The 25,214-nt window shown below is 62.8% G+C and carries 27 protein-coding genes; 11 read left to right on the top strand and 16 right to left on the bottom strand.

Going from position 1 to position 25,214, the window contains the following annotated elements; translation table 11 throughout:
• Positions 1–4: 4 nt before the first annotated feature.
• Positions 5–1,177: a winged helix-turn-helix domain-containing protein gene (locus ACH79_RS02105; RefSeq protein ID WP_161849538.1), complete on the bottom strand. Its 1,173-nt coding sequence runs from the start codon at positions 1,175–1,177 to the stop codon at positions 5–7.
• Between the two features lie 78 nt (positions 1,178–1,255).
• Complete coding sequence (locus ACH79_RS02110; protein WP_161849539.1) at positions 1,256–1,486, bottom strand: hypothetical protein; 231 nt, start codon at positions 1,484–1,486, stop codon at positions 1,256–1,258.
• Between the two features lie 633 nt (positions 1,487–2,119).
• Between ACH79_RS02110 and ACH79_RS02115 the strand changes: the two genes are divergently transcribed.
• Positions 2,120–2,752 carry an OmpA family protein gene (locus ACH79_RS02115; RefSeq protein ID WP_161849540.1) on the top strand — a complete coding sequence of 211 codons (633 nt, stop codon included), beginning with the start codon at positions 2,120–2,122 and terminating at the stop codon, positions 2,750–2,752.
• Between the two features lie 94 nt (positions 2,753–2,846).
• Here ACH79_RS02115 and ACH79_RS02120 read toward each other — a convergent pair whose 3' ends face one another.
• Positions 2,847–4,469, bottom strand: coding sequence for a response regulator (locus ACH79_RS02120; RefSeq protein WP_161849541.1), 1,623 nt, complete (start codon positions 4,467–4,469; stop codon positions 2,847–2,849).
• A gap of 126 nt (positions 4,470–4,595) precedes the next feature.
• The gene (locus ACH79_RS02125; RefSeq protein ID WP_161856170.1) at positions 4,596–5,858 is read right to left on the bottom strand and encodes a phospholipid carrier-dependent glycosyltransferase; all 1,263 of its coding nucleotides are present in this window, start codon (positions 5,856–5,858) and stop codon (positions 4,596–4,598) included.
• A gap of 307 nt (positions 5,859–6,165) precedes the next feature.
• Between ACH79_RS02125 and ACH79_RS02130 the strand changes: the two genes are divergently transcribed.
• Entirely contained in the window at positions 6,166–6,828 is a 663-nt protein-coding gene (locus tag ACH79_RS02130; RefSeq protein ID WP_246738392.1) for a FecR domain-containing protein, read from the top strand.
• A 2-nt stretch (positions 6,829–6,830) separates the two neighbouring features.
• Positions 6,831–7,967, top strand: a complete 1,137-nt coding sequence (locus tag ACH79_RS02135) for a hypothetical protein (RefSeq protein WP_161849543.1) — start codon at positions 6,831–6,833, stop codon at positions 7,965–7,967.
• Positions 7,968–8,068: 101 nt separating this feature from the next.
• Here ACH79_RS02135 and ACH79_RS02140 read toward each other — a convergent pair whose 3' ends face one another.
• The 8 genes from ACH79_RS02140 to ggt form a co-directional block, all read right to left on the bottom strand.
• Positions 8,069–8,557, bottom strand: coding sequence for a VOC family protein (locus ACH79_RS02140; protein ID WP_161849544.1), 489 nt, complete (start codon positions 8,555–8,557; stop codon positions 8,069–8,071).
• A gap of 28 nt (positions 8,558–8,585) precedes the next feature.
• The gene (locus ACH79_RS02145; protein ID WP_161849545.1) at positions 8,586–9,011 is read right to left on the bottom strand and encodes a VOC family protein; all 426 of its coding nucleotides are present in this window, start codon (positions 9,009–9,011) and stop codon (positions 8,586–8,588) included.
• Positions 9,012–9,140: 129 nt separating this feature from the next.
• A complete protein-coding gene (locus ACH79_RS02150) occupies positions 9,141–9,878 on the bottom strand; it encodes an enoyl-CoA hydratase/isomerase family protein (RefSeq protein WP_161849546.1) in 738 nt (245 codons plus the stop codon).
• Positions 9,879–9,923: 45 nt separating this feature from the next.
• Positions 9,924–10,442: a cupin domain-containing protein gene (locus ACH79_RS02155; protein WP_161849547.1), complete on the bottom strand. Its 519-nt coding sequence runs from the start codon at positions 10,440–10,442 to the stop codon at positions 9,924–9,926.
• 279 nt (positions 10,443–10,721) lie between these two features.
• Entirely contained in the window at positions 10,722–11,705 is a 984-nt protein-coding gene (locus ACH79_RS02160) for a D-2-hydroxyacid dehydrogenase family protein (RefSeq protein ID WP_161849548.1), read from the bottom strand.
• Between the two features lie 23 nt (positions 11,706–11,728).
• A complete protein-coding gene (locus ACH79_RS02165) occupies positions 11,729–12,187 on the bottom strand; it encodes an FKBP-type peptidyl-prolyl cis-trans isomerase (RefSeq protein WP_246738393.1) in 459 nt (152 codons plus the stop codon).
• 66 nt (positions 12,188–12,253) lie between these two features.
• On the bottom strand, positions 12,254–13,528 hold the full coding sequence (locus tag ACH79_RS02170) for an FAD-binding oxidoreductase (RefSeq protein ID WP_161849549.1): 1,275 nt from the start codon (positions 13,526–13,528) through the stop codon (positions 12,254–12,256).
• An 83-nt stretch (positions 13,529–13,611) separates the two neighbouring features.
• On the bottom strand, positions 13,612–15,198 hold the full coding sequence (gene ggt / locus ACH79_RS02175; RefSeq protein ID WP_161849550.1) for a gamma-glutamyltransferase: 1,587 nt from the start codon (positions 15,196–15,198) through the stop codon (positions 13,612–13,614).
• Positions 15,199–15,391: 193 nt separating this feature from the next.
• Between ggt and ACH79_RS02180 the strand changes: the two genes are divergently transcribed.
• Together ACH79_RS02180 and ACH79_RS02185 are read left to right on the top strand one after the other, a co-directional pair.
• Positions 15,392–16,138 carry a rhodanese-related sulfurtransferase gene (locus ACH79_RS02180; protein WP_161849551.1) on the top strand — a complete coding sequence of 249 codons (747 nt, stop codon included), beginning with the start codon at positions 15,392–15,394 and terminating at the stop codon, positions 16,136–16,138.
• The gene (locus tag ACH79_RS02185) at positions 16,131–16,367 is read left to right on the top strand and encodes a SlyX family protein (protein ID WP_161849552.1); all 237 of its coding nucleotides are present in this window, start codon (positions 16,131–16,133) and stop codon (positions 16,365–16,367) included. Before ACH79_RS02180 ends, ACH79_RS02185 begins: the two co-directional genes overlap by 8 nt.
• Positions 16,368–16,454: 87 nt before the next feature.
• On the opposite strand, the gene ACH79_RS02190 is transcribed toward ACH79_RS02185, so the two are convergent.
• Positions 16,455–16,676, bottom strand: a complete 222-nt coding sequence (locus ACH79_RS02190) for a hypothetical protein (protein WP_161849553.1) — start codon at positions 16,674–16,676, stop codon at positions 16,455–16,457.
• Positions 16,677–16,811: 135 nt separating this feature from the next.
• Here ACH79_RS02190 and hemE point away from each other — a divergent pair, with 135 nt between their 5' ends.
• Positions 16,812–17,858: a uroporphyrinogen decarboxylase gene (hemE, locus tag ACH79_RS02195; protein ID WP_161849554.1), complete on the top strand. Its 1,047-nt coding sequence runs from the start codon at positions 16,812–16,814 to the stop codon at positions 17,856–17,858.
• A gap of 10 nt (positions 17,859–17,868) precedes the next feature.
• Here hemE and ACH79_RS02200 read toward each other — a convergent pair whose 3' ends face one another.
• From ACH79_RS02200 to ACH79_RS02210, 3 genes are all read right to left on the bottom strand, one after another.
• Positions 17,869–19,482, bottom strand: a complete 1,614-nt coding sequence (locus ACH79_RS02200) for a GMC family oxidoreductase (protein WP_161849555.1) — start codon at positions 19,480–19,482, stop codon at positions 17,869–17,871.
• 210 nt (positions 19,483–19,692) lie between these two features.
• The gene (locus tag ACH79_RS02205) at positions 19,693–20,469 is read right to left on the bottom strand and encodes an enoyl-CoA hydratase (RefSeq protein WP_161849556.1); all 777 of its coding nucleotides are present in this window, start codon (positions 20,467–20,469) and stop codon (positions 19,693–19,695) included.
• Complete coding sequence (locus ACH79_RS02210) at positions 20,466–20,906, bottom strand: MarR family winged helix-turn-helix transcriptional regulator (protein WP_161849557.1); 441 nt, start codon at positions 20,904–20,906, stop codon at positions 20,466–20,468. Before ACH79_RS02210 ends, ACH79_RS02205 begins: the two co-directional genes overlap by 4 nt.
• 173 nt (positions 20,907–21,079) lie before the next feature.
• Here ACH79_RS02210 and ACH79_RS02215 point away from each other — a divergent pair, with 173 nt between their 5' ends.
• Genes ACH79_RS02215 through ACH79_RS02235 form a run of 5 tightly spaced genes read left to right on the top strand, consistent with a single transcriptional unit; the run spans position 21,080 to position 25,214 of the window.
• The gene (locus ACH79_RS02215) at positions 21,080–21,844 is read left to right on the top strand and encodes a GntR family transcriptional regulator (protein WP_246738394.1); all 765 of its coding nucleotides are present in this window, start codon (positions 21,080–21,082) and stop codon (positions 21,842–21,844) included.
• A gap of 48 nt (positions 21,845–21,892) precedes the next feature.
• Positions 21,893–22,864, top strand: coding sequence for an ABC transporter substrate-binding protein (locus ACH79_RS02220; protein ID WP_161849558.1), 972 nt, complete (start codon positions 21,893–21,895; stop codon positions 22,862–22,864).
• Between the two features lie 10 nt (positions 22,865–22,874).
• The gene (locus ACH79_RS02225; protein WP_161849559.1) at positions 22,875–23,630 is read left to right on the top strand and encodes an ABC transporter permease; all 756 of its coding nucleotides are present in this window, start codon (positions 22,875–22,877) and stop codon (positions 23,628–23,630) included.
• Positions 23,609–24,406, top strand: a complete 798-nt coding sequence (locus ACH79_RS02230; RefSeq protein ID WP_246738395.1) for an ABC transporter ATP-binding protein — start codon at positions 23,609–23,611, stop codon at positions 24,404–24,406. Before ACH79_RS02225 ends, ACH79_RS02230 begins: the two co-directional genes overlap by 22 nt.
• Before the next feature lie 7 nt (positions 24,407–24,413).
• Positions 24,414–25,214 carry an ABC transporter permease gene (locus ACH79_RS02235; RefSeq protein ID WP_161849561.1) on the top strand — a complete coding sequence of 267 codons (801 nt, stop codon included), beginning with the start codon at positions 24,414–24,416 and terminating at the stop codon, positions 25,212–25,214.

The raw sequence follows: 25,214 nt of genomic DNA on the forward strand, positions 1-25,214 counted from the left end.
AACCCTAGTCCGCTAACTGAAACCGCTGGAAGCGGTGCAGCTCTTCCTCGATGCGGCGCTTGTAGTCCTTGCGTGCCGCCCTCGCCGCGCCCTTGCCGACCCAGCTCCATTTCTGCATCAGCAGCTTCTTGTTCTGGCGATCGGTCTTGATATCGATCGCGGCGACGATGTCTTCGCCGACCAGCACGGGAAGCGCGAAATAGCCGAACAGGCGTTTCTCTTTCGGCACATAGGCTTCGAAGCGGTGGCCGTAGTCGAAGAACAATTCGGTACGCTTGCGCTGGATAACAAGCGGATCGAACGGCGAGAGAATGTGCACCGGGCCATTACCGGCCTCCACTGACAGCTTCGCCTCCAGCACTTCCGGCCGGGCCCAATGTTCCTGCTTGCCGGCGCCTTCGAGCGCGACCGGCACCAGTTCCTTGCGCCGCACCCGCGCCTCGATCAGCCGCCGCACCGCGGGCTTGCTCGGCGCGTCGAGATGGCAGATGGAATCCAGGCTGACGACGCCTTGGGAGCGCAACGCGCGCTCGAGCAGATAGGCGGTGATTTCCGCCGACCTTGCCGGCTTCGGCGGCTTGTCCCAGCCGAAGTGCCGCGCCATCAGCTCATAGGTCTTGAGCATACCGTTGCGTTCGGAAATCGTCACCTCGCCGGTGTAGAAGGCAAGCTGCAGCGCCCGCTTCGAGGGTTTGCGGCTCTGCCACAGATGTTCCTTCTCGGTCAGAACGTCGTCCTCGATGTCGCGGATGGTCAGCGGGCCGTCGCGCCGCAACAGCCGCATCACCTTGCGGGTGTCCTCAGGCTTGACGGACGCAAACCAGCGGTGACCCTCGCGCCGGTGCTCCCGCATCGCCGGAACGAAAAAGCGAAAATCCTTCGCCGGCACATAGGACAGCGCGTGCGTCCAGTACTCGAACACGCTTTTGTCGACGCTCTGCGCCTGGCGCAGGTCGGCGCGGGTGTAAGCCGGGATGCGGCTATAGAGAATGTGATGATGAGAACGCTCGATGACGTGGATGGTGTCGATCTGCACGTAGCCGAGATGATCCACCGCCGCCGCAACCGCGGCCGGTCCGGCGCCGAACGGCTCGCTGGTATCGAGCCGCTGAGCCTGCAGCCAGATTCGCCGGGCCTCAAGCTTGGTCAGGGAACGGGGTTCGGTCGCGCGGAGCATCGCGCGGCAATGTATCGGGATTCGCGCGCCTTGGGAGTCCCGGGTTCCCCGATCGCCGCCTCGCGGTGCGAACTCACCTCACCGCTTCTGCCGCTCTCCCACGCTGCCGGTTGCGATCTCGGCCTCGCAGGAGGCGCGACCCGGCTGGGGCGCATGGCATTTGTAGACCTGGCCGGTGAGACGATCGACCAGCCACGCGCTTTCCTCCGTCGGGCTTTCGAACCCGACATAGCGGCCGCCGAGCGCGTTGATCAGCGTCGACAGCAAAATTGCAGCGGCGATCATCGCCGCGCCGATCAGTGTTGGCATTGAACTTCCGGAACCGGCAGGCTCCGACGCGCTGGTGCGATAACCCTGATACTCACGCTGACGCTTGACTGACTGTAACACCCGCCCCGTCCGTTTGGTTGCGCCGAACGATTTGTATTCGGATTTTTTGTGAGTCGTTCTGCTAGAAGCGCATCTGGCCGTTTTGTTGTCCACAGATCGGCGCTGACGCGACGGTCCATCTTTTTTCTTTGCTGAAATCGACAGCGCAATTGACTCAACTGGCTGGATGACACGCCGCGCACCGTAGAACTACGTGCTGCAGGGCGTTGGGACCGCCATGCTTCGAGCACGCGTGGTCTCGACTTGCCGGAAGCTTTGCCGGAGTAGTGTCTTTGGAAAAATCAGCGACCCGTTCCGCCGATCGACGCGTGACTCAAATCACTCAAGCAACGTCGGATGAATCGATCCGCAGACAACACGACGGCAAGCAAGGCGACCTTGCGCGGCCTTCAACGCCTTGCAGCGCCTATTGAAAAGTACGCTCCCTACAGAAAGCCGGCGTTAGCCAATGTGATCTGAGTCACATTGCCCGCTTTGAACCCGTCCTATCCTCGCAGCATCAAAACGTCATGCACGCCGGTTTGCAGGCGTTAACAACTGAGGATTAAGACAATGACCCGCTTTGTTTCCATCATGACCATCGGCGCCGCGCTATCGATGACGGCGGGCGTCGCTGTCGCCGGCGACACCGTCTCGGCTGACAAAATTCTCGACGCCCTGAAGCCGAAGGCCGGCGTGACCCGCGGCCTCTCGACCGGCCCGCAGCAGCCGGTGGACGTTGCCGCAAAGGCCAAGGAAACCAACTTCGTCGACTCGCTCCGCAACCGCAAGACCCGGTCGCTGTCACTCGGCGAGCGCCAGGAAATCGCGGAACTTGCCGCGAGCAAGCCGAAGATCGATCTCGAAATCCAGTTCGACTACAACTCGGCCGATATCAGCAAGAATTCGGTTTCCGCCGTGCAGGAACTCGGCAAGGCGCTGTCCGATTCGACCCTGAAGGGTTCGACCTTCGTGGTCGCCGGTCATACCGATGCGATCGGCGGCGAGGCGTATAACCAGGATCTTTCCGAGCGCCGGGCCGATACGATCAAGCGATACCTGACCGAGAAGTACGGCATCGCTGGCGCCAATCTCGTGACCGTCGGCTATGGCAAGACCAAGCCGAAGGATGCGAATGCGCCGATGGACCCGACCAACCGCCGCGTTCAGGTCGTCAACATGGACACCAAGACCGCCGCGAAGTGAGGTCTTGTAAAATCGATCCGCCTGCCACCTGCGGCAGGCGGATTTTCTATTGGCGGATACAAATCGCCAAGGCGCAACGCTCCGACCCGTCGATCTACGACTTGTCGAGGATTTCCCTGATCCTTGCCGCCAGCAAGGCCTGGGTGACCGGCTTCTGCAGCAGCGACACGCCGGGGTCCAGCCGCCCCTGATGCACGATCGCATCCCGCGAATAGCCGGTCATGAACAAGACCCGCAGGCCGGCTTGGCGATGATGCAGTTGGTCGGCCAGTTCGCGGCCATTGAGGCCGGGCATCACGATGTCGGTCAGTAACAGATCGATCCGGAACGGATTGGCATCGAACAAGGCGAGCGCGGCCGCGCCGTTCGCCGCCTCGCGAACCCGGTAGTTCAGGTCTTTCAGCGTCTCGACCAGATACGATCTCACATCGCACTCGTCCTCGACCACCAGGACGGTTTCGCTTCCCGAACTGCCGACAAGAGGGCCCTCGCCCTGTCCGGCGATCTCGGGTGCGGCAGCGGCACGGGGCAGGTAGATCCTGATTGCCGTTCCATGTCCAACCTCGCTGTAGATCTTGATCTCGCCGCCGGATTGCTTGACGAAGCCGTAGACCTGACTCAATCCGAGGCCGGTGCCATGCCCCGGCTGCTTGGTCGTAAAGAACGGATCGAACGCCTTCTCCTGGACTTCTCGCGGCATTCCTGCGCCGGTATCGCTCACCGCGATCAGCACATATTCGCCCGGCGGCACGCCTGCGTTCCGTTGCGGATAGCCCTCGTCAACGGAGACATTGCTGGTCTCGATCGTCAGCCTGCCGCTGCCCGCCATCGCGCCCGAGATCTTGGCGTTCATGGCGTCCTTGGCATTCACGACGAGATTGAGAATCGCCGCCTCCAACTGGCTGGGATCGACCTCGACCTGCCAGAGGTCGGCGCCGCCGATGACTTCAAGGTCGATCGTCTCACCTAACGTCCGCCTGAAGAAATCCGACATGCCGGCGATCAGCTGGTTGACGTTGGTCCGTTTCGGATCGAGCGGCTGCCGGCGCGCGAATGCGAGCAACCGCTGCGTCAACATCGCCGCGCGCTGCGCGCCGTTCGCGGCGTTGGCGATCACCCGTGTCAGCCGTTCGCGCGTGGCATCGCTCCATGAATGCAAGCAGCGATCGGCGATCTCGAGATTGCCGCTGATGATCGTGAGCAGATTGTTGAAATCGTGCGCCACACCGCCGGTCAGATGCCCGATCGCCTCCATCTTCTGCGACTGCCGAAGCATGTCCTCGGCTTCGCGGCGGTACATGCCTTCCTGAGCCAGCGCGATTTCGGCCGCCCGCAACTGCGACGGCGAAGGCAACGCGAGCACTTTCGGCAACAGCGGCCACAGCATCGCCGCCGTCACGATCGACGCTGCGGCGGTCATCGCCTTGACGATGCCTTCGATGCCATAGACCGGATACCAGAGCGTGATGATCGACATCACATGGCCGACGCCGCAAGCCATGATGAAGAGCGCGAATGCCCAGAAGACCCAGCCGAAATCGACATCGCGGCGCTTCGAGACGAAGATCGAAAGCGCGATTGGGATCGAGAAATACGCAGCGGCGATGATGACGTCAGAGGCAACATGGAGCCAGATCAGCTGGGGTTCCCACAGCAGGCATATTCCATGCGGCGCAAACATCGATGAATCGAGCAGACGTTCAAAGAAGGCCCACATGCCGTTCGTTCCTTTAAACGGGGATTCGAGCGATTCATACAGCGACGAATCTACGGCGAGCCCATGACCCGTACAAGTGGACTACTCGGGTAACCAATCGTTAAGCGTTTGCGCCGAACGACAGTCTCAAATCCAGTTCTGGAAGATCATCAGGCGACTGAACGTCGCCATCGACGTGCCTATGAACGCGGCCGATATCGGCAACATTGCGGCGAATCCAACAAAACCGATTCCGACATAGGCCCATAGCAGCCATGCCGGCGTGCTGCCGCGTTTCAAGGCATAGACCAGCGCAAGACTCGCGGTGGTCCCCGCCGGCAGATAGTAATAGATGAAGCCGAGCGTTCGCGGCAGCAGTGCCCATGCGAGGTACGGGCCGAAATAGAATGCCAGGACCAGAAAGGCATCAACCCGCCGCGTCACGATCCAGTCGCGCAGACAGATCGCGACCGCGATCAGCGCCGGCCACAGGATCAGCGGATTGCCGAGGAAGACCACGGCGGCAATCCGGTCGTCATCTACTTTGTCGAAGAGGTACCAGACCGGCCGCACCAGGAACGGCCAGGACGGCCACGAACTCATATAGGTGTGACCCGCGATCGCGGTCGTGGTGTTATCGCCAAAGATCCGCCGTTGCGCTTCCATGATGTTCGCAACCGATAATCCGTAAAGCGGAATGAAGGTTGCGAGATAGACGGCGATCGGAAGCAGCACGAAGCAGATTGCGAAATGCCACCACCTGAAATCGGGCCACAGATCGGGCCGGTACCAGTCATCCGGCCGGGCGTCGGCGAACTGGGTGCGCCAGCTTTGCATCAGGCGGATCGCGGCGACGATGACGATGCAGACCGCGAGCACGAACAGCCCGCTCCACTTGCAGCCGACCGACAAGCCGAAGCCGATCCCGGCAAGCGCGAACCACAGATGCGGCCGCTCTGTTCGAAATCCACGCATGAACGCGGCGATCGCGAACAGGCTGAAGGTAAGCGCGAAAATATCCAGCATCGCGATCCGCGATTGCACGAACAGCATCTGGTTGAAGAAGGCGAGCAGGCTCGCTGCGATGGCCGGCCCCTGCGCTGCGAACAGCGCCAGGCCGCATAAATACACCGCGACGATGGCGAGCGATCCGAACAGCACGGCTGGATAGCGCCAGCCCAACGGCCCGTCGCCGAACGAATGGATCGACAGCGCGATGAGCTGCTTGGCGAACGGCGGATGCATCGGATTGAGCATCGGCTCTCGCATGACAGGCTCGAGCATCTGCCGCGCCGCCGGAACGTAATGCACTTCGTCGAAGTAGAATTTTTCCGGCGCAGTGACGCCAATCAGCATCGCGAAGTGCGCAAGAACAAAAAGGACTCCCGCGATGACGCCCGTGCGCATCATCGAATTTGGCAGAATGGAAAGTGATTGGGTTGCTGGCTTCACGGGCGATCGGGCTGGAATCAGGGACTAAAAGAGATTGCGGCAAAAATGAGTGTGACGACTCCAGATTTTTATGTCCATCGCATTGAACGCATTTCGATTTCGCAATTACTAACCGATCGGCGCGTAAGCCGCACAAGTGATAATTCTGCCACATCGCATGCGCGCGCGATCCGGTACGATGTCGGGATAAATCGATCGGTTTTTTGAAATGAATTTCTGTAACTGCTTTTCTTCGCTATCTGCAATTGGCCTGGTGACTGCGTTGATGACGGCTCCCGCGTGCGCGCAAACGCGCGTCGGCGAAGCAGCCGTCGTCAAGAATGAAGTGCTCCGCGTGGCCGGCCCCTCGACCACCCAGATCAAGGTTGGCGATGGGGTGCTGCGCGACGAGACCGTGCGCACCGGGATCGACAGCGCAACGCGGCTGGTGATGGCCGACAGCACCAACCTCTCGCTCGGCCCCAATGCGACGCTCAAGCTGGATCGCACCGTTTTCGACGACGAGCATCACTACCGCGAGGTCGCGATACGCATGACCTCGGGCGCGTTCCGATTCGTCACCGGTCAATCGGACAAGGCCGCCTACAAGATCACGACGCCGCTGGCGACCATCGGCGTGCGCGGCACTACGCTCGATATTCTCTCGCAGCGCGGCCAGACCATCGTCAATTTGCGGGACGGCGCGGCTTCGGTCTGCACGGTCAGCTTTGAGTGCATCCAGCTTACCCGACCCGGCGACACCGCCATCATCACCTCCAGCGGTGCCGGCGGCAGGTCGACTATCAAGAAGACCAACAGCCCGCCATGGACCTTCGCCGCGACCTGCGGCGCCGCGGCCGGACTCTGCAGCACCACGCAATATGCGGATGCGTCGCCGGCCATTGTCGACGACGGCAGCGATCCCACCGGCATGCTGTGCGGGCGCTGACAATGGCGAACTTCCCCCGCGGTCTTCTGCTGTCCGCAGCGCTCTTTCTGTCGCTGCTCGCGGCGCCATCATCGTCTGCGCGGGCACAGTCGCCGTCGCCGTCGCCCACTCCGGTGGAGGAATGCGTCGAGTGCTACACGCCGACGCCTACGCCGAGCCCCTCTCCCTCGCCGAGCCCTTCGGCTTCGCCTACACCGACGCCAAGCCCGACCTCGACGCCAAGCGCCAACGCGCCGCCGTTGGCCACGCCCGGCTCGAGCGCCGGATCGATCAACGACCTCGCCGGGCAGCGCTTCAACCAGATGATCACCAACCGCGTGCTCGGCAACGTGCTGCTCGGGATCAACGAGCAGGTCAATTGCAATGATTGCATCAGCGCGTTCGGTTCGGCTGGTTCGTTCTCGGCCGGCATTCACGGTCGCAAGAACCTGACGCCCAATCTGTCGCTGCTGGCCGGTATCGCCTACGCCCAATTCAATGAGGGCGGGTATCACGTCACCGGCGCGCCGATCGGCGCGTTCGCGCTGCGCTACGATTTTGTCGACTGGGGATCATCGCGGCCATTCTTCGATATCGGCACCATCCTGTCGCCGTTCCAGAAGGTGCGCTACTCGCGCAGCTATGCGACCAGCCTCGGCGCAGTATCGCTGGAAAGCTCGACATCGAGCGAAAACTACGCCGTGTACGGCCGCGCCGGCTGGATGAGCCGGTTTTCGCCGCGCGATGAGGCCGCAGCTTACGTCGAGGTCTGGCAGCTGTGGCAACGGGTGAAGGGCTATACCGACCCTGCGGCCGCGTACAATCCGTTCGACGCCTCGATCGCCACGGGCACCGACCGCACTAGCCTCATCAAGATCGGCGGACAATGGACGCACCTGTTCGGCTCGAGCGTCGAGGCCAACATCAACGGTGGATGGGTGCAATCCTTTGGGACGCGATCCGGCATCGTCGCCACCGTGACCGGCGACGGCACCATCGTGCCTACAATCGGCAACCAGGGCTGGTTCGAATATGGCGGCCGGCTCGGCTTCCGCATCACCAAGGGCTGGGTCGCCGATCTCTTCCTCAACGGCACCGCCGGCCCGCAGCCGATCGGCAACACGCTTCACGGCGGCATAGGGTTGCGGATCAGTTATTAGAAAACGTGTAGGCCTGTAGGGTGGGTTAGCGCAGCGTAACCCACCGTCTTTCTTCGCGCGTCGGTGGGTTACGCCTTCGGTTAACCCACCCTACGATCCTCCTACGCCGCGCTCTTGCCCTCATATGCGCGCTTCAGGCCTTCAACATCGAGCTTGACCATCCCGAGCAGCGCCTGCATGGCCCGCTTCGCGCCGGCGGAATCCGAACCACCGAGATATGTCGGCAGCGCACTTGGCACGATCTGCCACGAGACACCGAAGCGATCCTTCAGCCAGCCACATTTGCTGGGCTCGCCGCCATTCGCCAGCAGCGCATCCCAAAGCCGGTCGACCTCGGCCTGGTCGGCACAGTCGATCTTGAAAGAGACCGCGTGCGTATGTTCCAGCTTCATGCCGCCGTTCAGCGCCATGAAGCTCTGGCCGGCCAGCGTGAATTCGACCACCAGCACCGTGCCGGCCTGTCCGGGAGGGCCGTCGATCGGATTGCGCTGGATCTTCGTGATCCGGGAATCCGGCACCAGTGAAACATAGAGGTTCGCAGCCTCCTCAGCCTCGCCGTTGAACCACAAGCAGGGAGAAATCTTGGACATGGATAAACTCCGGTTGCTGATTCGATTGTCAGGCGGTTGCGGACTGCGCAGCGGTTGCAGCCGCAACATCCATCCACATCACTTCCCAATGGTGGCCATCGGGATCTTCGAAGCTGCGGCCGTACATGAAGCCATAATCCTGCTTCGGACCCGGATCGGCACCGCCGCCCGCGCTTTGCGCCTTGCGGACCATGTCGTCCACCGCATCACGGCTGTCGGCTGAAAGGCAGATCAGAACCTGGCTGGTGGCCTTGGCGTCGGCGATCTTCTTCGAGGTGAACTGGCGGTATTTGTCGTGCGTCAGCAGCATGACGTAGATCGTTTCGGAGAAAACCATGCAGGACGCCGTATCGTCGGAGAACTGCGGGTTCTTTTCGCCGCCGATCGCCTGATAGAAGGCGGTCGAACGGGCGAGATCGCTGACCGGCAGGTTGACGAAGATCATTTTGGCCATAAGTGGGCTCCTTTTCGCGGGGTTCGGGCATAGGACGAACGGACGGGGACGGGTCCGACATCCCTTTCAAATTATTTTTTCAGGCGGCGAACTGACGCGCGATCACCGGAAGCCGGCCGCGAACGGCCGCTACCTGCCCTTGAATTCGGGCTTGCGCTTTTCGGCGAACGCCTTGACGCCTTCCTTGAGGTCATCGCTGTCCCTGATGACATCGAGCAGCCGGCGCGCGTCGGCGACCGTTTCCAGCGGGCCCTTCGGCATGGACTCGCGGGCGAGCTTTTTCAACGCCCGCACCACCAGCGGCGCATTGGCGGCGATCTTGGCCGCCATTTCCTGGGCGAGCGCGACATGCTGTCCCTTCGGGGCAACCTTGTTGACGAAGCCGATCTGGTAAGCTCGTTCTGCCGACATTTCCTCGCCGACCAGCAAAAACTCCATCGCGATCTTGTGCGGCATGCGCGCCATCACCGAGGAGACGCCGCCGGCGGTGGTGCCGATCTTGCCCTCGGGGTAGATGAAGCGCGTCGTCTCCGACGCCACGCACATGTCGGCCATCTGGACCAGCACGAAGGCACCGCCGACGACCCAGCCAGATGTCGCGGCGATGACAGGCTTGTCCAGTTCGACTCCCAAGCCCGGCACGGCGTGCCACATGTTGACGGGAAGATCCCTGACGTCGGCGCCGACCGAAAAATATTTCTCTTCGGACGATGCGAGCACGACAACGCGGTCGTCGCTTTCGTGAAAGCGGAGCCAGGCTTCGCGCAGTTCATCACACAACGCATTATTGAGCGCGTTGTGCGCCGAGGCGCGATCCATGGTGATGGTGGCGACGTGGCCCGCGCTCTCGTAGCGAACAAGCTTCATGGGATTTCCCCGCGCGATCCGCACCAGGGCGGCGTTTGTTGTTTCTTATTTCTTCTCAGCGGGATCGCGGTGCACCGGGTCGACCCACAGCACGGTCTCCGGCTTTTCCACCGGCTCGATGTCGAGGTTGATCGCCACCGCCTCGCCGTCCGAGCGCACCAGCACGCATTCCAGCACCTCGTCGGGGCTGGCGTTGATCTCCTGATGCGGCACGTAAGGCGGCACGAAGATGAAGTCGCCGGGACCGGCTTCCGCGGTGAACTGCAGATGCTCGCCCCAGCGCATCCGCGCCTTGCCCTTCACGACATAGATGATGCTTTCGAGATGGCCGTGATGATGCGCTCCGGTCTTGGCGTCGGGCTTAATGGTAACCGTGCCCGCCCACAATTTCTGCGCGCCGACGCGGGCGAAATTGATCGCGGCCTTGCGGTCCATGCCGGCGGTCGAGGGCACATTGGGATCGAGCTGATTGCCGGGAATGACGCGGACGCCGTCATGCTTCCAGCGCTCGGCATCGTCATGAGAATGATCGTGGGAATGGGTGTGATCGCGAGTGCCGCTCATCTTGTTGCTTTCTCAATGGCCTGATTGCCCGAACGGTACATAAATCCTCGATGGCAAACCAGCCAAATCGAGGAACTTTTGAGCCGGTCTTGTATGCGCGTTCTTCTTACCTCCCCCCGCCTGCCGGGAGAGGTCGGATTGCACGCAGTGCAATCCGGGCGAGGGGTACAGGTCTATCGGAAAAATCTCATCGGGCGGAGAGAGCCCCTCACCCCAACCCTCCAAGAGCGAGCTTCGCTCGTCTCGACCCCGCAAGAGCGGGGCGAGGGAGCGCAGAGACTACCGCCGCGCCCTCCCCACCACATTCGGGTTGACCACGTTGATGGGTGAACCGGCGGCGTAGGCTGTGATCTGGTCAAAGATATCCGTGAACTGGATTTCGTATTCGTCGCGCGAGACGTAGCCGAGATGCGGCGTGCAGACCACGTTGTCCATGGTCAGCAGGGGATCGCTGACGTCGCGCAGCGGTTCCTTCTCGTAGACGTCGACCGCCGCCATGCCGGGACGCCCGGCGCGTAGCGCATTGACCAGTGCGTTCGGCTCGATCAGTGGCGCGCGGCTGGTGTTGACCAGCAGCGCCGTCGGCTTCATGCGTGCGAGATCTTCGGCCTTGACGATGCCGCGCGTGGCATCGACGAGGCGCATGTGCAGCGACAGCACGTCGCAGCGCTCAAAGAAATCAGCCTTGCTGGCGGCGGTCGCGTATCCGTCGGCGCGGGCCTTCGCCATGGCCGGCTCGCGCGCCCATACCAGCACGTTCATGCCGAACGCCTTGCCGTAGCCAGCAACGACGGCGCCGATCCGGCCGTAACCATAGATGCCCAGCGTCCTGCCGCGCAGCGTATGGCCGACGCCGATCTGCCATTTGCCGGCCTTCAGCGCCGCCATCTGCTGCGGAATGGCGCGCATCGCCGCCAGGATCAAGCCCCAGGTGAATTCGGCGGTGGCATAGGAGGGTGTATCGGCGTGCTGGCTCGACGACACGATAATGCCGAGCCCGGTGCAGGTATCGATGTCGATATGCGGATAGACGCTACGCTGGCTGATCAGCTTCAGCTTCGGCAGCCGCTCCAGTAGCGGCGTGCGGATCTGTGTCCGCTCGCGGATCAAGACCAGCGCTTCGGTATCCTTCAGGCGCTCCGCCAGCAGACCCACATCCTGGACGTGATCGTTCCAGATCGTGACGTCGTGCCCGGCGAGCTTACGAAAACAGTCGAGGGTGCGCACCGTGTCGAAATAATCGTCGAGGATCGAGATCTTCACGATGCGCTCCCATCAATGCGCAGCTATTTCACCGCCAGCAATTCGACGTCGAACATCAGCGTCGCATTCGGCGGAATGACGCCGCCGGCGCCGCGCGCGCCGTAGCCGAGCGCGGGCGGAATGATCAGCGTGCGCTTGCCGCCAACCTTCATCGAGGCGACGCCCTCATCCCAACCGCCGATCACCTGGCGCTGGCCGATCTTGAACTCGAACGGCTCGTTGCGGTCGACCGAAGAGTCGAATTTCTTGCCCTTCTGGCCATTTTCGTAAAGCCATCCGGTATAGTGCATGACGCAAGTCTGGCCGGTCTTCGGCGAGGCGCCGGTGCCTTCCTTGCTGTCGATGATCTGCAAGCCTGAAGCTGTGGTCATGGGTTTTCCTGCGGTCTGGGCCGATGCCATCCTAATGGCAGCGGGCGTGGAAACCGCCGCTGCCACGGCGGCACATGCGGTCCGGATAATCGTGAGTCGGGAGAAGCGCATCTCAGTATACCTCGTTCGAGAGACCGACGTCTCTAGCGCAGAGCGGGCGGTTTCCCTAGCCATTTTTCAGCGGCCAGCCATGCTGTCATCGCGATCGATGGCGAATTCGTGCAGCAGCGGCGAGGTTTTTCCGGCGATCAGATCGCCGATCAATCGTGCAGCGAGAAAACTGAACGTGATGCCGTTGCCGCCATAGCCGTAGGCCGCATAGATGCCCTTGGCGTCGGGGACCGGACCGACCAGCGGCAATCCATCATGCGTGGTGCCGAACGTGCCCGCCCAGCGGATTTCGACCTCGGTCTTTGCCGCCGGCCAGAGCGCGGCTAGCCTTCTTGCGAGGATGACTGATTTTTCGGAAATCAGGCGGTCACGCGCTTCCGGCTCGACAATCTCCGTGCTGTCTTCGCCGCCGATGATAATGCGTCCGGCCCGCGTCGTTCGCGCATAGAGATAATCCTTCGCGTCCTCCCAGATCAGCGTGCCACCGTTCCAGACGCTTTGCGGCTGCGGAACGGTCGCGATCGCCCAGCTCGACGACACCGCGTGCACGGAAGACTGCACGATGTCGGGCATGACGTAACCGGTGGCGAGAACGACAGATGACGCCTCAATCTCGCGGTCGTTGGAAAGACGGACGTTGACCGTGCGCCCGGCGGCATCGAACACAACGGCCTCCGCTTCGAACCGCCGCGCCCCGCGCGCCATCGCAGCCTCGAGCATCCCATGCGCCAGTTGCACGGGATCCGCATCGGCCGCACCCGAGGAGATGATCGCACCGGCACGCACAATGCCAAAGCTGTCGCGCAGTCTGCCGTGATCCAGAAACTCGCCCGGCAGGCCGGCGCGCATCCGCCGGCGGTGCTCCTCCATCAGATCAACGCTGTTCTCGTTCGCCGCGAGATAGAGCGAGTTCTTCTCCCGCATGCCGCAGACAATGCCGAGCTCGGCCACCAGCGATTTCAGGCCGGCGACGGCCTCGAAGCTGGCGCGATAGACCCGCGCGGCGCGCTCGAAGCCGCAAGCCTCGCTCAGGTCCCGCAGCGGCTGGTCGATTTCCCACAGCAGCATCGAGGTCGAGGCCGCGGTGCTGCCGCGGCCAGGCAGCTCGCGATCGATGATCACGACATCCAGGCCCCGACGCGTCAGGCGTTCGGCGACCATCGAGCCGGTGATGCCGGCGCCGACGATCAGTGCGTCGCATTTTATATTTTCGCTGAGTTCGAGACGCGCGTGCTGTCCCGCCCTCGCAAACCAGGGCGAACGACCGCCGTGCAGGTCGGCCTGATCGAAATCCTCGGGACCGAGTGAGCTGATGATCGCCCCCTGAAAACAGGCGGCCATCTCCTGGCAAAGAGGACGGCCCGCCGCATCGTCCTAACGAATGCGAGGGGCTTGCGGTTCCGGCGACGAAGACCCCGCTGGGCTCAGTAGCCCAGCGCGCAGCCGTCCTTGCGGGGATCGGAGCCGCCGGTCAGCGTGCCCTTCTCCCAGTCGATCCAGATCGCCTGGCCACCGCCGAGCGGACCGACCACGCTGGTGGTCTTGTGCCCGATCTTCTTCAGGCCTTCGACGATCTCGGGCGGCACGCTGTCCTCGAGCTGATAGACGCCCTCGTAGTGCAGGCCACGCGGCATATCGATGGCTTCCTGCACGTCGCAACCATAGTCGAGAATGTTGGTCAGCACATGGCTCTGCCCCACCGGCTGGTACTGACCGCCCATCACGCCGAACGGCATCACCGCGCGGCCGTTCTTCGTGGCGAGTGAGGGAATGATGGTGTGCAGCGGGCGCTTGCCCGGCGCGATGCAGTTGGGGTGGCCGGGTTGAATCCGGAAACCGCCGGCGCGGTTCTGCAAGAGGATGCCGGTCTTATTGGACACGATCGCCGAGCCGAACGAATGCGCGATTGAGTTGATGAACGAGCAGACGTTGCGGTCTTTGTCGACCACGGTGATGTAGACGGTCGACGGATTCATCGGCGGCGCGACGTTCGGCAGATCGAGCAGCCGATCCATCTTGATGTTGTTGATGTGCTCTTCGGCAAACTCCTTGGCGAGGATGCCGGCGACGTCGACATGCACTTGCTGGGGATCGCCGATGTACTGCTCGCGCATCATGTAGGCGATGCGCGCGGCCTCCGCCTCCAGATGGAAGCGCTCGATGCTGAGCGGCGCGAACTTGGTCAGGTCGAAGCGGGAAAGGATGTTCAGCATCACCAGCATGGTGATGCCAGGACCGTTCGGCGGGCACTGCCAGACGTCGTGGCCCTTGTACATCGTGCCGATCGGCGCTGTCGTTTCGGTCGAATGCGCGGCAAAATCTTCCAGCGTGTGCAGGCCCCCGATGCCGCGCAAGGTTTCCACCATGTCGGCGGCGATCTCGCCGGCATAGAAGGCGTCGCGGCCGTTCTTGGCAATGGCGCGCAGCGTCTTGCCCAGTTCGGGCTGGCGGATCACGTCGCCGGCGACCGCCGGCTTGCCGTGCGGCAGCAGATAGCGCTCGGTGTTGGTGCCGTTCTTCAGCTTCTCGAACTGGTTCTTCCAGTCGAAGGCGATGCGAGGCGCAACGACATAGCCTTCCTCGGCGGCCTTGATGGCGGGTTGCAGCAGCGTGTCGAGCCCCATCTTGCCGTGGTCGCGCAGGATCGTGTCCCAGGCGTCGATCGCGCCGGGAATGCTCACCGAATGGGCCGATGTCAGGGGCACCGAATGGATCTTGCGCTCCAGGTACCATTCGGCGGTCGCCGCCATCGGCGCGCGGCCGGAGCCGTTATAGGCGACGATCTTGCCCTCGCCCCTCGGCTGGATCAGCGCGAAGCAATCGCCGCCGATGCCGGTCGATTGCGGCTCGATGACGCCGAGCAGCGCACAGGCCGCGACCGCAGCGTCCGCGGCCGTGCCTCCGGCCCGCATCACGTCGATGGCGACCAGCGCGGCGTCCGGATGCGACGTTGCCACCATCGCGTTCTGGGCATGGACCGTCGAGCGGCCGGCGAAATGGAAATTCCTCATCGCGAGTGCTTTCTTTTCAGCGTTCTTGAGCATCCCGCGGGGACCATCGGGGCGGGTTTACAGACGGTTCTTTGGCATATTCATCCCCGGCAGGGCAATGGTTGGCATGCCAGCGGGGCGTCAGGGCCAATGTGCGGAGTATGCAGGGCTTTACGGGGTTTCCCCGGCCCGACCTGCCTGATAAACGGGCGCCATGCCGTTCAAGGTCGCCGCCTTCTATCAATTCGCCGCGCTGCCGGACTTCCGGGAGTTGCGCGAGCCGCTGCGCGCGATAGGCGCCGGCCTCGGGATCAAGGGCAGCGTGCTGTTGGCGCAAGAGGGCATCAACGGCACGGTTGCGGGCAGCGACGAGGGCATCGACGCGCTCGTCCACGAGTTGCAGCATGGCGCCCTTTTCGGCGGCCGGCTCGACAACCTCGAACTGAAATTTTCGACCGCTGGCGACATGCCATTTCAAAGGCTGAAGATCCGGTTGAAGAAGGAAATCGTTACGCTCGGAGATGCCACGGTCGACCCGACGCGGCAGGTCGGCACCTATGTCGAACCGTCGGAATGGAATGAGTTGATCGCCGCTCCCGACACGCTGGTGATCGACACCCGCAACGCCTTCGAGGTGGCGATGGGCACGTTCGAGGGCGCCGTCGATCCCGGCATCAAGAGCTTTGGGCAGTTCAAGGATTTCGCCGCGGAGAAACTCGACCCGGCGAAGCACAGGAAGATCGCGATGTTCTGCACCGGAGGCATCCGCTGCGAGAAGGCCAGCGCCTACCTTTTGGCCCGTGGATTTTCCGAGGTCTATCACCTCAAGGGCGGCATCCTCCGCTATCTCGAAGGGGTACCGGAGGAAGAGAGCCGTTGGCGCGGCGAATGTTTCGTGTTCGACGAACGCGTGGCACTGGGTCACGGCCTGCGGGAGCGCAGCGATGGCTCGCATGAGTGAAGTCAATAGATTGAGCGATAGCATCGACAGCTTGAACGATCGCCTCGACGCGCTGGAGATGCGGCTGACCTATCAAGACGTGACCATCGAAACATTGAATCAAACGGTCACGGCGCAGTGGGCCGAGATCGACAGGCTGACGCGGAAGGTCGCGGAACTGAAAGAGCGCTTGCGAGAAGCCGAGAACAACATGCCGGGCCCAACAAACGAACGGCCACCGCATTACTAACGCTTGCTCGCCCAAACAAAAGCGGCTCCTTAGGGAAGGAGCCGCTCCTGCCGCGCGATCATGCGCGGGTATTCAACGGTGAGTGCGCTAGCGGAAGACCGCGCGGACTTTGTCCCACAGCGATGGATTCTCATGTTCGCGATCGGCTTTCGACGGCGCCGGTTGCGCGGCGCTCACGGGGTCAGATGCCGGGAACGTGTCGACTAGCCCGGCCTGAAGCTTTTCGTGGGTTTCCCGATCAGCCTTGGCCGCTTCACGGGGATCGTCGGCGTGTTTGTCATGCGCCGCAGGATTGAATTTCTCGGCCATAGGTACCTCCATGGCTGAGATAACGGCTCGGTTTTGCGCCGGTTCCACCAACGTGTCTCGCATCATTCCTTGGCCAATCGGGAACCTGCGTGTATCAGAGGCGCCAGAGCAGTGTTGTCGCAGGAACCTTTCGTTTTGTCCCAGAAGTCCGCCGAAAAACCATTTCTCGAGGTGCTGTCCGGCCACAGGCAGAAGGTGCCGCCCGTCTGGATGATGCGGCAGGCCGGTCGCTATCTGCCGGAATACCGCGAACTGCGCGCGAAAGCCGGCGGCTTCCTCGATCTGTGCTTTACGCCCGAATATGCCGCCGAGGTGACGCTGCAGCCGATCCGCCGCTTCAACTTCGATGCCGCGATCATCTTCTCCGACATTCTCGTGATCCCCTACGCGCTCGGCCGCTCCGTGCGCTTCGAGGCCGGTGAAGGACCGCGGCTCGATCCGCTGGATACGCCGGAGCAGGTGACGACGCTGGCGCGCGAGGCCGATTTCGGCAAGCTCGAGCCGGTCTACGAGGCGCTGCGCCGCGTGAAGCGCGAACTCGCGCCTGAGATCGCGCTGATCGGCTTCTGCGGCGCGCCGTGGACCGTCGCGACCTATATGGTCGCAGGACAGGGCACCCCGGACCAGGCGCCGGCGCGCATGATGGCCTATCGCCATCCCGATGCGTTCGCCAAGATCATCGACGTACTGGTGGAGAATTCGATCGAGTACCTGCTCGGCCAGCTCAAGGCCGGCGCCGATTGCCTGCAGATCTTCGATACCTGGGCCGGCGTGTTGCCGCCGCGCGAATTTCAGCGCTGGTCGATCGAACCGGTGAAACGCATCGTCGCCGGCGTGCGCGCGCAAGCGCCCGATGCGAAGATCATCGGCTTTCCCCGCGGCGCCGGCGCGCTGCTGCCGGCTTACGTCGAGGCGACCGGCGTCGACGCAGTCAGCATCGACTGGGCGGCGGAGCCTTCCATGATCCGCGAGCGCGTGCAGAACCGCGTCGCCGTGCAAGGCAATCTCGATCCGCTGGTATTGATCGCAGGCGGCGCCGCGCTCGACCGCGCCGTCGACGATGTGCTGGCGAACTACGCGCAGGGGCGGCTGATCTTCAACCTCGGCCACGGCATCCAGCCGGAAACCCCGATCGCTCATGTCGAGCAGATGCTGAAGCGGGTAAGGGCATATAAGGGCTGAGGTTCAGCGCCTACCGCGCGTCCTCCAAGATCATGTCCGACGCCTTCTCGGCAATCATGATGGTTGGCGCGTTGGTGTTGCCTGACATCAAATCCGGCATGATCGACGCATCGACGACGCGCAATCCTTCGATGCCGCGCACGCGCAAGCGCTGGTCGACGACGGCGAGCGCATCGCTCCCCATCCGGCAGGTCGAGGTCGGGTGATAGACCGTGCTGCCGGTACGGCGGCAGAAATCGAGCAGTTCATCGTCGCTCTGCACTTTCGGACCGGGATCGACTTCCGCGACCGCGTAGGCCTTCAGCGCGGGTGCTGCAAGAATCCTGCGCAGGATACGGATGCCGTCGATGAAGGCGCGGCGATCGGTTTCGGTCGCGAGATAGTTGATGCGGATTTCCGGCGGCACGGCGGGATCTGCGCTCTTGATGCGGAGCGAGCCGCGGCTCTCGGGACGCAACTGACAGACCGAAGCGGTGAAGCCGGAAAGCGCGTGAAGTTTCTCGCCCATCTTGTCGGTCGAGAACGGCAGGAAATGAATCTGGATATCGGGCGAGGCCAGCCGCGGGCTGGTCTTGAAGAACGCGCCCGACGTGCCGGCGGCAATCGTCAGCGGCCCCTTGCGCAACGCGGCGTACTGAATGCCCGCCATCATCTTGCGGATCGGATGATTGACCACGTCATTCAGGGTGACCTTTTGCGCGCAGCGCGTGATCAGTCGCACCTGCAAGTGGTCCTGCAGATCGTTGCCGACGCCTGGCGCGTCGAGCACGATCTCGATGCCGTGTTGCTTCAACAGATCTGCCGGCCCGACACCGGAGAGCTGCAGCAGTTGCGGCGAATTATACGCGCCGCTGGAGACCAAAATCTCCTTGCGCGCCCGCGCCGTGCGCACGCGGCCTTCCTGCTTGTACTCGACCGCTTTCGCGCGACGTCCTTCGAACAGGATGCGCTGCGCCAGCGCTGAAGTTTCGATGTGGAGGTTGGGCCGCGTCCTGGCGGGACGAAGATAAGAGAACGCCGTGCTGGCGCGGCGCCCGCGCCGGGTCGTGGTCTGGAAGAACCCCGCCCCTTCCTGCGTGGCGCCGTTGAAATCGGGATTGGTCGGAATGCCGGCCTCGGCGGCGGCAACGACAAACGCTTCCGATAACGGATCGTGGTGCCGCCAGTCGGATACCGGGAGCGGGCCATCGCTGCCGTGATATTTGTCCGCGCCGCGCTGCTGGTTCTCGGCCTTCTTGAAATAGGGTAGCACGTCGTCATAGCCCCAGCCGGCATTGCCGCGCTGGCGCCAGCGATCGTAATCCTCATGCTGGCCGCGCACGTAGAGCAGGCCGTTGATCGAACTGGAGCCGCCGAGCACTTTTCCGCGCGGCTGGAACACCTGACGACCGTTCAGGCCCGGTTCCGGCTCGGTCTGGTACATCCAGTTGACAGATTTTTCCTTGAACAGTTTGCCGTACCCGAGTGGCACGTGGATCCAGAGATTGGTATCCTTCGGCCCCGCCTCCAACAGCAACACGGAATGTTTGCCGTCGGCGCTCAGGCGATTGGCAAGCACGCATCCAGCCGAGCCGGCGCCGACGATAACGTAATCGAATTCGGAAGCTTCATTGTTCTTGTTCATTTTGTTTCCCCCGCGGGCGGACAGAAGAGGTAGCGGGGCGGCCACAGCCGGTCAATTCCCTCCCGGTCGCAGGCGTGGAAATAGACGATTTCCAATCGTGGTGCGGCAACTTCGCCGGACAATCTGCCGCATCCCGGAATGACGACGCGCTCGTCCGTCATATCCCAGGATGCATTTTTCACCTGCGGAAGATTACTGAAATTCGTTCGACTAGCTGGCGGCGAGCTTCAGGAAGTCCGGCGGCCGGCGCTCGGCGAATGCCACGAAAGCCTCTCGCGCCTCGGCGGTCTTCAGGCGAGCCGCGAACTGCTCGCTTTCCGTCTTGATCTGCGCCATCAGAAGTTCCGGGTTGCGCATCAGCCGCTTGGTGGTGCTGACGGCGCCCGCCGGCTGTTTCGCCAAACGCGATGCGAATGCCCTCGCCTCTGCGTCGAGCTTGTCGAGCGGCACTACGCGGTTGGCGAGACCCCAGGCGAAGGCGGATTTGGCATCGACGGCTTCACCGAGCGCGAACATCTCAAACGCGCGGGCATAACCGATGCGAGCCGGCATCAAGATGCTGGAAGAGGCTTCCGGCACCAGCGCCAGATTGACGAACGGCGTCGACAACAGCGCATTCTCGGCCAGCACAACGAGGTCGCAATGCAACAGCATCGTGGTGCCGATGCCGACGGCGCGACCCTGAACGGCTGCGACCAGCGGGCGGCTCGAATGTGCGAGCGCCTGCAGGAAGCGGCCGACATGCCGCTCGCCCTGGACGGCGCCGGTCGCGATAGCGGCGAACTCGCCGACATCATTGCCGGCAGTGAACATATCGCCCTCGCCGCGAATCAGCAGCACGCGCACAGATGCATCCGTCTCGGCGGCTTGGATCGCATCCGCCAGCGCGCCATACATCGCGTTGGTGAGTGCGTTCTTCTTGTCGGGACGGGCCATCGTCAGCGTCAGGATCCCGTCGCTCTTCTCGATCTTGATATGCTCTGTCATTCGTCTTCTCCTCTGGGAAATCTCGTTTGCATCGTGGTCAGCCAGCGCGCGACGACGTCGATCTCGGCGTCGGTAAATCCATCAGTGAGGCGCGCGTTGACCTCGACGAGCCCGGCTTTCGACTGCGCCATCGCCTCGCGGCCGGCCGGTGTCAGCCACAGACGCCATGCGCGCCCGTCATCGGGATCGGGGCGCCGCTTGATCAGGTTTGCCGCCGTCATCCGGTCCACCAGGCCGCTGATGCCGGGCGGCCCGAGATCGAGCGCTGCCCCCGCCTCGCCCATCAGCACGCCGTCACGCTGGCCCAGAATGAACAGCAGGCCGACCTGTGTAGCGGTTACGCCGCTGTCCTGCCTGCGCGCCGTCATCCAGCGCTGCAGCCGGCGCTGCGCGACGTTGAGCAGGAACACCAGCCGGTGCTCGCGACGGGGGCTCATCGCTGAGGTCAATTTATTTCGCACGCGAACTATCTAGGTGAGTGCGGGGAGGTTGTCACGATGATTTTGAGCCGATGCCACGAGGACATTTCTGGGGCTAATCCGCCCACAGCGAGCTGGTTTGAAAGAAAACGCCGCTCGATCAGCAGCTTATTAAAAAAATCGATTTTCGATTGACGATCTCGCCTCTCCTCGCCACTCTGGGCCGCATGAGCAGTATCGGGTTGAGTTTTGGCGACAGCCTTGCCCACGAACGGCCTCGCAGCCTGACGTCCGCCGTTCAAGAACGGCTGCGCGCGGACATTCTCTCGACCCGGTTGTTGCCCGGCCAGAAGCTGCATATCGCCGGTCTCGCCAAACAGTTTTCGGTCAGCCTCGCCGCGGTGCGCGAAGCGCTGTCGCGGCTGGTCGCGGACGGGCTGGTGCAGGCGTCCGACCAGCGCGGCTTTCGCGTCAGCCCGGTATCGCCGGCCGACCTGCGCGACGTGACGCAAACCCGTGTCGACATCGAGGGCCTGGCGCTGCGCCGCTCGATCGAGCGCGGCGATGCGGCCTGGCTTGCGTCGGTGGAGAAGTCGTTCGCGGCGCTGTGCGCCGTTCCCCACACCTATCCTGATGATCCGACGCATCACTATGAGGAATGGGTGGTCCGGCACCGCGTCTTCCACCGTACGCTGGTGAATGCCTGCGGCTCGCAATGGCTGCTGGGCTTTCGCGACGTGCTGCACGAGCAGAGCGAGCGCTATCGACGATTAGCGATCCGGCGCAACACCGAAAAGTCCCGCAACGTTGAGTCCGAACACGCCGCGATCGTGCGCGCCGTGCTCAAGCGCGATGCCGATGCCGCGGTCGCGGCGCTCGCGACACATTTCCAGACCACCATGCGTCTCGTCGAGCTCGCAGCACCGAAAATTTCCGGAGGTGGCGACACCGCCTGATCGAGCGCTCGAACATCAAATCAAGAAAAGCAAAAGGGAAACGTCACAATGAAGATCACGCGACGCCACATACTGGCAACGATATCAGCCGCCACCGTGCTGGGCGCATCGGCCATGGCGCAAGCCGCCGACACCGTTCGCATCGGACTTCCGACCAAAACCTACTGGCCGACCACGATCGCGGAAACCGCGGTGCGCCAGAAACTGTTCGAGAAGGAAGGCATCAAGGCCGAACTGACGATCTATCGTGGCGGAGCCGAGACGTTCGAGGCGATGGCGGCAGGTGCCGCCGATGTCATTCTCGACGCGACTTCGCTGGTATCGGCCGGGCGCAAGAAGGGGGTCAACTCCAAGGTGCTCGCGAACGCCGCCATGGGCTATTACGGCTGGCAGTTGATGACGCTTTCGAAATCGACGCTCGGCGTCAACGATCTGAAAGGCAAGAAGGTCGCCATCACCTCCGCGGGCTCCGGCTCCGACCTGCTGGCGCTGTGGACCCAACAGGACAAGAAGATCGAGTTCACCCGCGTTCCCGTCGGCGGCGGTGGGCTGGTGCCGAACCTGCTCGCAGGAAACGTCGACGCAGCGGTGGTTTATTCGCCGCTAAGCTTCCAGATCTCCAAATCGGGCGAAGCGCGCAGCATTCTCGACTTCTCCAAGGAAGTACCGCCGAACCTCGCTGCGGGGTGGATCGCGCTCGACAAATACGTACAGGACAAGCCGCAACTGGTGCAGAAGACGCTGAACGCGCTCTATGGTGCGCTGATGTTCATGCGCGCCAACAAGGACGCCTCCGTCAAGCTGATCACCGAGCTTTATGAAATACCCGCCGAGATCGCGGCGCTGGAATACGAAAACACGATCATGAAGCTTGAAACCGACGGCAGCATGGACGGGCCGAAGATCACCGAGCAGCTTCAGCTCGCACTCGACATGGCCAAGGCCGGCGGCATGAAGGACCTTGGGCCAGCGGCGGAGATCATCTCGACGCAGTTCAAGCCGGTTCCGACCAAGTTCTGAGGCAGACGCAATGCGAGCAGGCATTGGCGTAAAGGCGGCGCGGATCGCCATTGTAGTGGCGCTGTTTGCGATATGGGAGATCCTGTCGCGGACCGGCATCGTCAATCCGCGCCTGCTCCCTTCCGCCTCCGACACGCTTGTCACGCTGGGCGATCTCCTGCAGCGGGCGAGCGTGCGTAGGGATCTCGTAGTCACCGCGAGCGAGGTGGCGACCGCGTTCGCACTCGCCGTTCCCGTCGGTGCCCTGATCGGCTTCCTGATCGCGGAGAACCGTTACTTCGCCGATGTCGCGAAACCGCTGCTGTTCTTTGCCTTCAGCATCCCGAAATCGATCTTCCTGCCGATGTTCATCCTGGTGTTCGGGGTCGGCTTTTCGCAGAAGGTCGGCTTCGGATTCTTCTCGACCATCTTCATCGTGATCATGTCGACCACGACAGCGGTGGAGTCGGTCAAGGTCGAACACCTGACGGTCGCCCGCTCCTATGGCGCGACGCCGATGCAGACCGCATTTCGCGTCTATTTGCCGAGCATGCTCCCCGTTCTGCTGGAGGCGCTGCGGATATCGATGATCTTCAATCTCACCGGCGTCATTCTCGCCGAAATGTACGCCTCGCGCGACGGCATCGGCCATCAGATCGCGACCTGGGGCGAGAATTTTCAGATGAAGCAGTTGCTCGCCGGCGTGGTGATGATCGCGGCCATCGCAATTGCCTTCAACGAACTGGTCAGATGGGTGGAAACACGATGCAGCCATTGGCGAACATAACCCCGTTGAAGCCGGCCGGCGCGATCGAGGTCCGCAATGTCGGGCAGGTCTTTAAGACCACGACGCAGGATGTCGTGGCGCTGGAGGATGTTTCGCTGGACGTCAAACCCGGCCGCTTCGTCGTGCTGGTCGGCCCGAGCGGCTGCGGCAAGTCAACGCTTTTGATGATGATGGCCGGGCTGCGCCAGCAGACATCAGGTACCATCACCATCAGCGGCGCGCCGATCCCCGTGCCCGACCCGAATCGCGTCGGCGTGGTATTTCAGGAAGCCAGCCTTTTTCCCTGGCTCACCGCAGAAGAGAATGTCGAATTCCCGCTGGCGTTGCGGGGAGTCACGAAAAGCGATCGCCGCACCCGAGCGCAGGATGCGTTAAAGCTCGTCGGCCTCGACGGTTTCGGCAAGCGCCATCCACATGAACTGTCCGGCGGCATGAAGCAGCGCGTCTCGATCGCGCGCGGCCTGGTGCAGGATCCGCCGGTATTGCTGATGGACGAGCCGTTCGCGGCGCTCGACGAGCAGACCCGCATGACCATGGGCGATGAGCTGCTGCGGATCTGGGCAGCGACCGGCAAGACCGTGGTGTTCGTCACCCACAGCCTGACGGAAGCGGTCTACCTCGCCGACGAGGTGATCGTGATGTCGCCGCGGCCCGGCCGCATCGTCGATCATCTGCAGGTCTCGCTGCCGCGGCCGCGCACCTATGAGATGCTGAGCGGCGACGCGTTCGGCAGCCTGCGCGACCGCATCTGGCGGCATATACGCAAATCGGCATGAGGCGAGCATGAGCGCGGCAACGCTTCGCAGATTGATCGTGGTGGCCCTGATCGCGCTGTGGGAAATCCTGCCGCGCGCAGGCCTCATTCCCGAGTTGTTCCTGCCATCGCTGTCCTCGACGCTCGCGGCCGGCTGGAACGAGGCCGGCGAGTACGGCCACGCGCTGGCCGTGACGCTCTATGAGGTCGCAATCTCGATGGCATTCGCCTGCGGCGGCGGCATCCTGCTCGGCGCCATCGTCGGCAGCCTGCCGCGGCCGCGCATCCTGATCATGCCGATGGTCTCGAGCCTCTATGCGGTGCCGCTCGTCATCCTCTATCCTGTCTTCACAGTCTGGCTCGGCATCGGCTCGGAATCCAAGATCGCCTTTGCCTCGATCTATGGCTTCCTGCCGACGATGCTGGCGACCGCCGCCGGCATCCAGACCATCGATCCGCAGCTATTGCTCGCCGCGCGCAGCATGGGCGCGACGCTGAGCCAGCGCCTGGTGTGGGTGATTATCCCGGCGGCGATCCCGACCGTGCTTTCGGGGCTGCGCGTCGGTGGCGCGCTGGTCATCGTCGGAGTCGTCGTCTCGGAAATGCTGATTTCCTCCGCCGGCATTGGCTACCTGATCTCACGCTATCGCACCATTCTCGACAGCCCGCATGTCTTCGCCGGCGTGCTGCTGGTGCTGGCGATGGCGATCGCGTTCAACGCCGCGATCAAATGGATCGAGCGCAAGGCCGCGATCTGGCAGACCGGCACCCGCGCCGGACAAACTGCGTCGGAAGAAATAGCGCCCACGGCGCTGCAGCCTGCTACCTGA

The organism is Bradyrhizobium sp. CCBAU 051011 (genome assembly GCF_009930815.1).
In the GTDB taxonomy this organism is placed as follows: Bacteria; Pseudomonadota; Alphaproteobacteria; order Rhizobiales; family Xanthobacteraceae; genus Bradyrhizobium.

Excerpts from the sequence above, each read along its gene's own strand:
- ACH79_RS02105 (WP_161849538.1), bottom strand. The coding sequence starts at position 1,177 with ATGCTCCGCGCGACCGAACCCCGTTCCCTGACCAAGCTTGAGGCCCGG.
- ACH79_RS02110 (WP_161849539.1), bottom strand. The coding sequence starts at position 1,486 with ATGCCAACACTGATCGGCGCGGCGATGATCGCCGCTGCAATTTTGCTG.
- ACH79_RS02115 (WP_161849540.1), top strand. The coding sequence starts at position 2,120 with ATGACCCGCTTTGTTTCCATCATGACCATCGGCGCCGCGCTATCGATG.
- ACH79_RS02120 (WP_161849541.1), bottom strand. The coding sequence starts at position 4,469 with ATGTGGGCCTTCTTTGAACGTCTGCTCGATTCATCGATGTTTGCGCCG.
- ACH79_RS02125 (WP_161856170.1), bottom strand. The coding sequence starts at position 5,858 with ATGATGCGCACGGGCGTCATCGCGGGAGTCCTTTTTGTTCTTGCGCAC.
- ACH79_RS02130 (WP_246738392.1), top strand. The coding sequence starts at position 6,166 with ATGACGGCTCCCGCGTGCGCGCAAACGCGCGTCGGCGAAGCAGCCGTC.
- ACH79_RS02135 (WP_161849543.1), top strand. The coding sequence starts at position 6,831 with ATGGCGAACTTCCCCCGCGGTCTTCTGCTGTCCGCAGCGCTCTTTCTG.
- ACH79_RS02140 (WP_161849544.1), bottom strand. The coding sequence starts at position 8,557 with ATGTCCAAGATTTCTCCCTGCTTGTGGTTCAACGGCGAGGCTGAGGAG.
- ACH79_RS02145 (WP_161849545.1), bottom strand. The coding sequence starts at position 9,011 with ATGGCCAAAATGATCTTCGTCAACCTGCCGGTCAGCGATCTCGCCCGT.
- ACH79_RS02150 (WP_161849546.1), bottom strand. The coding sequence starts at position 9,878 with ATGAAGCTTGTTCGCTACGAGAGCGCGGGCCACGTCGCCACCATCACC.
- ACH79_RS02155 (WP_161849547.1), bottom strand. The coding sequence starts at position 10,442 with ATGAGCGGCACTCGCGATCACACCCATTCCCACGATCATTCTCATGAC.
- ACH79_RS02165 (WP_246738393.1), bottom strand. The coding sequence starts at position 12,187 with ATGCGCTTCTCCCGACTCACGATTATCCGGACCGCATGTGCCGCCGTG.
- ACH79_RS02170 (WP_161849549.1), bottom strand. The coding sequence starts at position 13,528 with ATGGCCGCCTGTTTTCAGGGGGCGATCATCAGCTCACTCGGTCCCGAG.
- ggt (WP_161849550.1), bottom strand. The coding sequence starts at position 15,198 with ATGAGGAATTTCCATTTCGCCGGCCGCTCGACGGTCCATGCCCAGAAC.
- ACH79_RS02180 (WP_161849551.1), top strand. The coding sequence starts at position 15,392 with ATGCCGTTCAAGGTCGCCGCCTTCTATCAATTCGCCGCGCTGCCGGAC.
- ACH79_RS02185 (WP_161849552.1), top strand. The coding sequence starts at position 16,131 with ATGAGTGAAGTCAATAGATTGAGCGATAGCATCGACAGCTTGAACGAT.
- ACH79_RS02190 (WP_161849553.1), bottom strand. The coding sequence starts at position 16,676 with ATGGCCGAGAAATTCAATCCTGCGGCGCATGACAAACACGCCGACGAT.
- ACH79_RS02200 (WP_161849555.1), bottom strand. The coding sequence starts at position 19,482 with ATGAACAAGAACAATGAAGCTTCCGAATTCGATTACGTTATCGTCGGC.
- ACH79_RS02205 (WP_161849556.1), bottom strand. The coding sequence starts at position 20,469 with ATGACAGAGCATATCAAGATCGAGAAGAGCGACGGGATCCTGACGCTG.
- ACH79_RS02210 (WP_161849557.1), bottom strand. The coding sequence starts at position 20,906 with ATGAGCCCCCGTCGCGAGCACCGGCTGGTGTTCCTGCTCAACGTCGCG.
- ACH79_RS02220 (WP_161849558.1), top strand. The coding sequence starts at position 21,893 with ATGAAGATCACGCGACGCCACATACTGGCAACGATATCAGCCGCCACC.
- ACH79_RS02225 (WP_161849559.1), top strand. The coding sequence starts at position 22,875 with ATGCGAGCAGGCATTGGCGTAAAGGCGGCGCGGATCGCCATTGTAGTG.
- ACH79_RS02230 (WP_246738395.1), top strand. The coding sequence starts at position 23,609 with ATGCAGCCATTGGCGAACATAACCCCGTTGAAGCCGGCCGGCGCGATC.
- ACH79_RS02235 (WP_161849561.1), top strand. The coding sequence starts at position 24,414 with ATGAGCGCGGCAACGCTTCGCAGATTGATCGTGGTGGCCCTGATCGCG.